Origin of the sequence: Flavobacterium solisilvae, from assembly GCF_012911605.1 — a bacterium.
In the GTDB taxonomy this organism is placed as follows: Bacteria; Bacteroidota; Bacteroidia; order Flavobacteriales; family Flavobacteriaceae; genus Flavobacterium; species Flavobacterium solisilvae.
This window is the reverse complement of the sequence record NZ_JAAMPT010000182.1, coordinates 1-11,532: the sequence shown is the minus strand read 5'-3', so window position 1 is coordinate 11,532 and position 11,532 is coordinate 1. Positions and strand designations below refer to the sequence as shown.

At 38.4% G+C, this 11,532-nt stretch carries 3 protein-coding genes; 2 read left to right on the top strand and 1 reads right to left on the bottom strand.

Annotation, left to right across the window (positions count from 1 at the left end):
* Positions 1–59 precede the first annotated feature (59 nt).
* Positions 60–8,147 carry an Ig-like domain-containing protein gene (locus tag G6042_RS01020; protein WP_211161608.1) on the top strand — a complete coding sequence of 2,696 codons (8,088 nt, stop codon included), beginning with the start codon at positions 60–62 and terminating at the stop codon, positions 8,145–8,147.
* 10 nt (positions 8,148–8,157) lie between these two features.
* A complete protein-coding gene (locus G6042_RS01015) occupies positions 8,158–8,604 on the top strand; it encodes an alpha-2-macroglobulin family protein (RefSeq protein WP_169522406.1) in 447 nt (148 codons plus the stop codon).
* A 321-nt stretch (positions 8,605–8,925) separates the two neighbouring features.
* Here the strand turns inward: G6042_RS01015 and G6042_RS01010 are convergent, their stop codons facing one another.
* On the bottom strand, positions 8,926–11,076 hold the full coding sequence (locus G6042_RS01010; RefSeq protein WP_169522405.1) for a S46 family peptidase: 2,151 nt from the start codon (positions 11,074–11,076) through the stop codon (positions 8,926–8,928).
* Positions 11,077–11,532: the final 456 nt, after the last annotated feature.

The window sequence follows — 11,532 nt, the reverse complement described above, 5'->3', positions numbered from 1 at the left end:
GTACAACGACTACAACTTATGCTACTACTGCTACAAACAGCACAGGTTTTAACTGGAGTTTGAGCAATGCAGCAGCAGGAAACATCAACGCTACCACAGGAGTAATGACATGGGCAAATGGTTTCTCAGGAACAGTAGATATTCAAGTAACTGCTAATGGTTGTAACGGTCCTTCTTCACAAGTCGTTAAAACCGTTACCGTCAATCCAAATAATCTTGGGGTAAGCTCAGCTTCGGCTACACCTACTTTGTGTATCAATACGGCTTTAGTATCTAGTATTACTCATACCACTACAAATGCTATAGGCATTCAAAACAATGGAGTTTCGGGTGCAAACGGTTTGCCTGCTGGTGTAACAGCAACTTGGTCTTCAAACACTATTACTATTAGCGGAACACCAACAGCTAATGGCGTTTTTAATTATTCTATTCCATTAATTGGAGGTTGCGGTAATGTAAACGCAACAGGAACAATTACTGTTACCCTTAACAGTAGTGTTGGCGCAGCGTCATATTCTCCTATACTATGTATCAATACTGTTTTAACAACCGATATTACACACACCACTTCTTTGGCAACAGGAATTGGAACGCCAGCAAATTTACCTCCGGGAATAACGGCAAGTTGGAGTGCTGATACTATTACCATCAGCGGAACGCCAACTGCTTCGGGTGTTTACAATTATAGTATTCCAGTGGATGGCTGTGGAACAGTAACCGCTACCGGTACTATTACTGTTGAAGATGCTGTTAATCCAGCGGGAACAATCGGCGGAGCTATTGGTAATAACATAGTTTGTCAAGGGCAAACAGGAGTTGTTTATACTGTTCCTGCTATTGCCAATGCTACTGGTTATGTATGGAGTTTGCCAACAGGAGCAACGATAACTGCAGGAGCAAATACCCATTCCATTACAGTTTCTTATTCAACATCAGCGACAAGCGGAAACATTACCGTTTATGGCACTAATTCTTGTGGAACCGGATCGGTTTCTACCGATTTTCCTGTAACGGTAAACACTCTTTCCGTTGCACCAACAAGCATCAGCGGAACGACAACTATTTGTCAAGGAAATTCTACAGTTTTAACAGTAACAGACGGAAGTTTAGGAACTAACGCTATTGCCGAATGGTTTAGCGGTTCTTGTGGCGGAACATCTGCTGGAACAGGAAACAGCATTACGGTATCGCCAACCACTACAACCACTTATTATGTTAGATATAGTGGAGATTGTAATGCAACAGCATGTGCCTCGGTTACTGTAACGGTTGACACTATACCTGCAACAGCTGGGCCAATCACAGGAACAGCAACAGTTTGTCAAGGAGATACAGGTGTTACCTACACTATTCCTGTTATTGCCAATGCTACAGGTTATGTTTGGGATTTGAGTGCATTTTCAGGAGAAGCAACAATAACCGCAGGAAACAACACTAATACCATTACCGTTAATTTCTCAAATACAGCAACATCAGGAAATATAGCCGTTTATGCTACTAACGATTGTGGCGATGGAGCGGTTTCAGCCAATTATCCTGTTACGGTAAATATTCCTTCTGTTGTGCCAACAAGCATCAGCGGAATGACAACCATTTGTGAAGGAACTTCTACAACATTAACATTAGTTGGAGGAACACAAGGAACAGGCGCAACTGCTGAATGGTTTAGCGGTTCTTGTGGCGGAACATCTGCCGGAACAGGAAACAGCATTACTGTTTCTCCTACCACTACAACCACTTACTATGTAAGATACAGCGGAAGTTGTAACATTACAACTTGTGCCTCGGTTACTGTAACGGTTGATCCATTACCAGTTGCCGCAGGAGCAATCAGCGGAACTGCAACTGTTTGTCAAGGGCAAACAAGTGTTGTTTATACTGTGCCTGCTATTGCCAATGAGAATGGTTATGTATGGACCTTGCCAACAGGAGCAACGATAACTTCGGGAGCAAATACTCATTCGATTACGGTTTCTTTTGCAAATAATGCAACATCAGGAAATATAGCCGTTTATGCTACTAACGATTGTGGCGATGGAGCGGTTTCAGCCAATTATCCTGTTACGGTAAATATTCCTTCTGTTATGCCAACAAGTATTACTGTTGGAGCAACACCTATCTGTGAAGGAACTTCTACAACATTAACATTGGCTGGAGGAACACAAGGAACAGGCGCAACTGCAGAATGGTTTTCAGGTTCATGTGGCGGAACGCCTGCCGGAACAGGAAACAGCATTACGGTATCGCCAACAACTACTACCACTTACTTTGTAAGATACAGTGGTGATTGTAACACAACAACATGTGCTTCGGTTACTGTAATTGTAAATCCATTACCAGTTGCCGCAGGAGCAATTTCTGGTTTAACACCTGTTTGTCAAGGGCAAACAGGTGTAATTTATACTGTTCCGGCTATTGCCAATGAGAATGGTTATGTATGGACCTTGCCAAGCGGCGCAAGTGGTTCATCTACTACTAATTCAATTAATGTTAGTTTCTCAAATACAGCAACATCAGGAAATATTACTGTTTATGGCACTAATTCTTGTGGCGTTGGAGCTACTGCAACATTAGCTATTACCGTAAATATTTCACCTTATATTCCAAACAGTTATACTCAAACCATTTGTAGCGGAGATACAGCAACGGTTACTCCTGCAAACGGCGGAGGAAATATTGTTCCTGCCGGAACGACATATTCATGGGGATTGCCTACTCTTTCTAGCGTTGGTGTAATAACCGGAGCAACGGCACAAACAGGGCAAAGCTCTTTTTCACAAACCTTAACAAATACTACAAATACACAACAAACCGCTGTTTATAATGTAACAGCAACAACTGGAGGTTGTTCTGCTACTGTATTTATCATAACCGTTTATGTAAATCCAAGACCTACCGTAGCGGTAAGTCCGGCTTCACCTCCAAATGTTGAAACGTGTTCGGGAGCAACCATAACGCTTACACCTTCTAACCCTAATGGTATTTCAGGAGGCATCAGTTATAATTGGAGCCGTACTACTCCTGCCGGAGTTTCGGGCTTAGTATCAGGAAGCGGTTTAATATCAGGAAGTTTAACCAATAGTAATTCAGCATCAACAGATGTTGTTTACACTATTACAGCAACAAGTGCTGCGGGTTGTGCTTCCATTAGTCCGGCGACTGTAACTGTTAGGGTACATCCTACACCAACAGCTACTATTTCTAATCCTACACAAACTATTTGTTCCGAAAGTTTGGCAACAATAAATCTAATCAACCCAACAGTTACCGGAGCTACTACTACTTATAGCATCAGCAGTGGCAGTAATGCTAATGTAACAGGAAGTTTAACACCATCGGGTTCAAGCATCAGCGGTACATTGACCAATACAACCAACACGACGCAGGTAACAACTTTTACTGTTTCTGCCATCGCAAACGGTTGTACTAATACAATAGGAACAGCAACTATTACTGTAACCCCAAAACCAACAGTTTTAGCAACGCTTACAACTCCTGCATCAATTTGTAGCGGAGATGCAGTAAACATCAATCTTACTAATCCTAATGGTGTAGCCGGAACTACTTATGAATGGACAAGTAACAATCCTGGCGCAGGAATTGCTAACGGAAGTAGTGGTACAGGCAACATTGCAGGAACGTTGACTAACAACGGTACTGCCAATATAACGGTTACTTTTACCATAAGAGCTGTTGCAGCAGGTTGTAATTCTAACGATACTACTGTGAGTATCACGGTACGACCTCGACCACAAATAAACGTTACTAACAATAACCAGTCTATTTGCCACAATACAGCAATGACGGCTATGAACATAAGTACCAATTTAACCGGAACTACTACTTATAGCTGGACAAGAGATAACGGCGATTTAACAACCGGAAACATTAGAGGTATAGCTGCTTCGGGAACAGGAAATTTACCTACAAACATCTCGGGTACATTAACTAACCACACAACTTCAACTCAAACTACAACTTTTACCATAACCGCCACAAATGCTAACGGTTGTACCAACACTACTACTGCAAGTGTTACGGTTTATGCACCGTTGGTAGCACCGGTGATAGGATATTCGCAGGAAGTTTGTGGTAGCTTTTTTGGCATTGGTGGTGGTGAAGCTGTTCCATTGTATATGATTACCCCGGTATCGGGCGGTTCAGGAAACTATTCTTATCAATGGCAGCAAAGTACAAACGGAACAAACGGATGGACAAATGTTGGCACTACCGCTACTTATACTCCTACCGCAGAAGGTTATTACCGCTTGATAATAACAGATAACAACTGTTCTCCATCTCAAAGTGTAACAAGTAATAGTGATGTACGTATAAGACTTACAGGCGCTAGCATAACCAGTCCTAATATTAGCGGTGGTTCTGCAACACCTGTTTGCAACGGTGCAACAATACCTACAATAAATGTAAGTATAGCACATAGTTTTCTTTCTGACGTAAGGTTTTATTGGACTGTTAACAACAGTTATATTAACCCAACATCTGGAGGTCCTGTTGGTACTACTGTTTCAACAGGTTGGTTTACAGAATCTACAAGTCATTTTTTTACGAATACTTTCACAGCTAATAATCATACTAATAGTACACAAACAAGTATTATTACAATAACTCCAAGGTTTACCCAAGGTAGCAATTCTTGTAATTCTGCTAGCGCTACAAGAACCATCGAAATCCGTCCTATACCGAGAGTAGCTTCTATTAGTTCACCAAGCACAACTATTTGTAGTGGTAGTACTACTAATATAAATGTTGTAGGTAACATTACTGATGCACCAATGTCTTTCGCTTGGCAAATAGTAGGTTCTTTACCGGCAGGAGTTACAGCAAGTAGTACTTCAGGTACTTCAGGAAGCATATCAAATATTCCAAGTCCGGGTACGTTCAACCTTGGAGTAACTTTAACAAATACTGGTACATCAACTCAATCTGTAACATTTAGAATTACACCTAGTTCTCTTTATTCTTCTGTTAATTGTACAGGAGTTACACAAGACATTATTATTCAAGTAGCACCAACAGTATTAGGAACAGTAAGCAGCGACCAAACCATTTGTAGTGGTGGCACTCCTGCACAACTTACTCTTTCAAGCGTAACGGGTGTAAGCATATCTCATCAATGGCAAAGTAGTACAGATGGAACAAATTTCTCTCCTATTACTCCAAGCCAAACAGGTACAACCTATACTCCACCGACATTAACGCAAAGCACTTGGTATAGAGTTTTACTTACCTCAACGCCTGTTGGTGGTGTAACTTGTACTGCTTATACAAACAGCGTTAAGATAACCGTAAACAGTATTACTTCGGCGGGAACAATAGCAAACTCGCAAACGGTTTGTTTACCAAATCCTGCTATAGCTTTAACAGGAACAGCAGCAACAATTCCTGCTGCAAACGCAAGTGCTACAATTACGTATCAATGGGAAAGCAGTACAACAGCCGGTTGCAATAGTGGGTTTACTACTGTCACAACTGATAATGCCGCTAATCTAAACTATACCATTCCGGCAGGTTCAATAACTCAAACCACCTATTTTAGAAGAAAAACTACTTCTACCCTTAATGGAGTATCGTGTTTAGCCTACAGCAATTGTATCACGATTACACCTAATAGTGTAGCGGGAGGCAATGTAAGTGCTAATCAAATTATTTGTCAAGGCGCAACTCCTGCATCATTAAACCTATCCGGTGCAACTGCCGGCGCATCGCTTCAATGGGAAAGCAGTACCAACACTACTGATTGTGTTAATGGAACTTGGACTACTATTCCAGGTGCAACCCTTGCTACTTATACACCATCAGCATTAACCGTAACTACTTATTACAGAGTTAGCGTTACTTCAACAGTAAATGGCGTGTCTTGTAGTACTTACAGCAACTGTGTAACCATAACCGTAAATCCAGCTGTTGATCCAGGAAGTATAAACAGTAACCAAACCGTTTGTCATGGTGGTAATCCAGCGGCTTTTACAGGTTCAGCTGTATCTGGTGCAACTCATTACCAATGGCAAATCAGTACTGATAATACCAATTTTACAGATATTTTCGGAGCGACTGCTGAAGGCTATGATGCACCCGGACCAATTAATCAAATTACGTATTACCGCAGAATAGCTTTTGCTACGCAAAACGGCATTGTATGTCAATCTAATCCTACTAGTAGTGTAACCGTTTTTGTCAATCAAATAGTTGGTACTCCTACAATAACAGGAACGCAATCGGCTTGTAGTATTGCTACTGTAATGGCATTAACTGTTACCGCTCATCCAACAGGAACCGGCACTAGAACATACTATTGGCAAAGTAGCACTACCGGTTGTGCAGGAACATGGACAGATGTTACACCTGCAGCAACAGGAAATAGCTATACGCCAACCGGAGCATTTACTGCAACCACTCATTACCGCATTAGAGTAAGTTCAACTCTAAATGGGGTTACTTGTACAGATGTTTTCAGTAACTGTATAGAAGTAACCTATACCGGTAAAACTTGGAATGGATTGGTAAGTGATAATTGGAATGAACCTAATAACTGGACACCAATCGGAGTTCCAAACAATACACATTGTGTTGTTATACCAAATGTAACCATCGACCCAATAATTCAAGGAACTAACTATGACGCATTCGCTTACAATTTAAGTGTTTTAGCTGGTGGAAAATTAGAAGTAAATAGCACAAACAATATTACAGTTACCGATTTTGTAAATGTAAATGCTACTGGATTATTTGATATAAAAAACAATGCTAGTTTAGTCCAAATAAACGACAGCGCGATTAACGTTGGTAACATCAAATACACGAGAGTAACACGTTCAATGACACGATATGCTTATGTATATTGGGGTTCACCAGTTGAACAAAGTGTTTTAAGTCAAATTCCAAGTCAATTTGACCAAAAATATCGATGGGAACCAAATACTGGCGCTCCTGACGGAACTTGGTTACCACTAACAACTACAACTCGCGGAGAAGGTTTCATCACCAGAGTTAAAAATATTGCACCATTCAATACAGGAACTGGAACAATAACATTCCCATTCACTGGAAAGCCAAATAATGGAATCGTCAATATAAATGTCAACAGCTATGATAGCAGTTCATTAGTGACAGCAAATACTACATTACTGGCCAATCCATATCCAAGTATAATTGATGCTGAAGAATTTTTAACACATCCAAATAATACTGAACTAGGCGGAACATTATCTTTCTGGACTTCAGTAACACTATATTCTGGTTCTGGTCCTTATAATACTCAGGATTATGCGAGTTGGAATTTAACTGGTGGAACTGTTACCGCAAAACCTCCAATTACTGATCCGTCTGAAAGTTTAAGACCAACAGGAAAAATTGCTGCTGGTCAAGGTTTCTTTGCTCAAGTCTTTGCAGATGGTCAAATTAGTTTTAACAATGATATGAGAGAAAGCGGAAACAATTCACAATTCTACAGAACAAATACTAATGAAAAACATAGAATTTGGCTAAACTTATATGATCAAACTAAGTTCAGACAAACACTTGTTGGATATATTGACGGTGCAACCAATGATTTTGATAGACTGTATGATGGTGATTCGTTTACAAGCAATGAAATCAATATTTACTCACTAATAAATAACCGTGCACTTGTAATTCAAGGTAAAGCGTTGCCATTTGAAGATACCGATATCATTCCGCTTGGTTATAAAATCACATCGGCAGGAAGCTACAACATCAGTATAGATGAATTGGATGGTATATTTGCTGGAAATCAAAATATTTATCTGAAAGACAATCTATTAAACACTATCCATGACATCAAAGCAAGTCACTACACGTTTGTGACAGGTAGTGGAACTTTCAACGACCGATTTGAATTAGTTTTCCAAGCAAATGCTCTTGGTATAGACAATCCAACTTCAACAGTGGCACAAGCCTATATTAAAGATGAAACATTGTATATCAATGCTACCAAAAACATTCAAGAAATTATATTGTTTGATATAGCTGGAAAAAAATTAACCACATTTGTTAATGATATTCCTGTAAACAGTTTCAAAACCGAATTTAACTATCCAAATGGTGTTTACATCGCCAAAATTATAATGGATGATAATTCAATCGTTAACGTAAAAATAGGAAACTAAAATTCATTAAATTTTCTATAAAAATGCCTCAAAAAGTAATTCTTTTTGGGGCATTTTTTTATTCAAAAAAGTAAAAACTTCCAAAAGCGATGAATTAGTTAACGTTACGGATGAAACACTAAAAGTTGGCGATTTACTAACCGTTAGACTAATCATCAAAACTGAAAACAATTTGGAATTTGTGCATTTAAAAGATTTGAGAGCTTCGTGTTTGGAACCTGTAGATGTAATTTCGGGATATCAATCAAGCAGCAATTGTAGTTATTACAAAAGCACAAAAGATGTTGCCACACATTTCTTTTTTGATGCTTTAAATAAAGGAACTTATGTTTTGGAATACGATTTACGTGTAACCAATTTGGGTTCGTTTAATAATGGTATTTCTACGTTGCAAAGTATGTATGCGCCAGAATTTTCTAGTCATTCGGAGAATATCAAGATTAAAGTTGTGGAGTAAGTATATAATTCCTAACAGGTTTTCGAAACCTGTTAGGTTTAAAATGTTTACAAAAAATTAATTCAAATCCTGTTTAGCCCCGATTGAAGTGGAAATCATTTTTATTGTTAAGAAAAAGGCATCTCGACTGCGCTCGAGGTGACAAACAATAAAAATATTGTAACGAAAAGCGGGAAAATGGATTGCTGATACATCCCAAGCGATTCGCTCCAAATTACTTTTACAGCTGGCTTTAAACCTGACAGGTTTATTTAGGAATAAAAAAAACTCCGAACTAATTGCTTAGCTCGGAGTTTTTTTTATAAACCTTTTCAGGTTGGATTATTTCACCAATGTCATTTCGTCAACGATGTGTTTTGCGCCCGAGAAGTTCTCGATAACCCACAATACATAACGAATATCTACGTTGATTGTTCTTTGTAATTTAGCGTCAAAGATTACGTCACCAGCCATTGCTTCGATGTTTCCGTCGAAAGCTAGTCCGATTAATTCTCCTTTTCCGTTGATTACTGGCGAACCTGAATTTCCTCCTGTAATATCGTTGTCAGTCAAGAAATTCACGTGAAGCGAACCGTCTTTGTCAGCATAACGACCGTAGTCTTTGTTCTTTTGCATTTCAAGTACTTTTACCGGTAAATCGAATTCTTGATCACCTTTTTTGTACTTTTTAACTTGTCCAGCTAAAGTTGTGTAGTTATTGATAGTTGCATCATTACGCTTGTCTGCTGGTAATGAACGAACTTTTCCATACGTTAAACGTAATGTTGAGTTAGCATCTGGATATTTGATAGTTCCAATTTTAGACTCTCTCAAACCTTCAACTAAAAGACGGAATCCTGCTGAGTAATCGTTTTGTGCTTTTGTAATTTCGTCTGATTTTGTATTGTAATGCGTTAACATATCGTTAGTTAACGTATACAATGGATCGCTTTCAAGCATTGCTTGATTTGGTAAAGCTAAAAATGCTTTAATTCTATCCATTGAAGTGAAGATACTTAAATCAAACGCTGCGTTTACATATTTAGTAAAATCGTTGTTATTTTCTTCAGCTATTTTTTTAACAGATGGTGCAATGGCATAACCTGTAGCTTTTGTAGCATATAATTTCAACTGAGCAGCAAGTATGTCTTTTTCTGCTGGTATGTGAATTTCTTTGTACATTTCAGTAGCCATTTCTTCGATAGCTGGAGCAAGTTGAGCACGTTTTGCTGCATCTGCTTTTACATAAGCATCAAGCTGACGACCTAGTGTTCTTCCAATAGTTCCAAAAGAAGTCGTTCTGAACAATTGCATCATGTAGTTGTCGTGTCTTGACTTTTCGTTAGTTAACGCATAAAACTTGTTGATGTTGTCAACCGCAGTTCCATATTTTGCTTTGTTTGCTGGTTTGTTTGCCCAAGCATTGAATTTTTTCTCCTGAGCTGCTTTTGTTTTAGCTGTACCAAATTTGGTTAAAGCGTCAATCATTCCTTGACGGTTTTTCCAGTAGTTAGCCGTTTGAGCATATTTAGAAGCATACATTAAATTGATAGCTTCGCTTTGATCCATGTATTTTTTCATTCCGTCCATACCCGTTTTTGCACCTTCAACCCAAGCAGGATAAGCAAACTTCACGTTTTGCTCAATTCCGCTTGCTGGCATCCAACGGTTTGTTCTTCCTGGATATCCTAAAATCATAGCATAGTCGTTCTCTTTTACACCACCAATATTTACCGGCAAATAGTGTTTTGGTTTTAATGGAACGTTGTTTTCTGAATATTCTGCTGGCGAACCATCAGCGTTAGCATACACACGGAACATAGAGAAATCTGCTGTGTGACGTGGCCATTCCCAGTTGTCTGTATCACCACCAAATTTTCCTAAACTTTCTGGTGGCGTTCCTACTAAACGAACGTCTTTATAATCTTGGTATACAAAATAGTAGTATTCGTTTCCTTGAAAGAAAGGACGAACCGATACGGTATATTTTCCACCTTCGTTATTTTCTTTTTCAATTTTTGCAATTTCTGCATTGATTGCTTTTTCTCTATCAGCTTCGCTCATTCCTGGAGTTACTACTGCCAAAACTCTCTTAGTACAATCATCCATTCTAACGAAGAAACGAACAAAAAGATTTGAAGGTTTCATTTCTTCTTTTCTATTTGCTGCCCAAAAACCATCTTTTAAATAGTTTTTTTGCTCTGATGAAAGTTCAGCAATAACATCATATCCACAGTGGTGATTGGTTAACACTAAACCATCTTTTGAAACGATTTCAGCAGTACAACCTCCGTTAAATTGAACGATGGCATCTTTTAAACTGTGGTTGTTGATGCTGTAGATTTCTTCGGCTGTAAGTTGTAAGCCCATCTTTTGCATGTCGCGGTGGTTTAATCTTTCAATAAACATTAAAAACCACATTCCTTCGTCAGCTTTTACGCTCATTGGCATAAGCATAATCCCTGCAATTAAGGAGAAAATAATTTTTTTCATTGTAAAAAAATATAATTAGTAATAGATTGAATACTAATAGTCTGCAAAGTTTTCAAAATGTTACACCTTGAAACGAAACTATTGGCGGTGCGAAGATACTTTTTTTTAACGATATGGATTTAAAATTTTGTTAAAACGAAAACGATTTAGTTGGGAGTTAGAAATTAGAATTCAGAAATTAGAAGTTAGAATTTGAAAATTATTATTTCAACATAACGTTTGTCATTCCGTAGGAATCTCAAAAAACAAGTTTATGATTTAGTATTATTTTATCATCTAGTTTGTCATTCCGTAGGAATCTCAAAAAACAAGTTTATCATTTAGTATTATTTTATCATCTAGTTTGTCATTCCGTAGGAATCTCAAAAAACAAGTTTATCATTTCTTATTATTTCAACGTCTGGTTTGTCATTCCGTAGGAATCTCAAAAAACAAGTTTACAATTTAGTATTATTT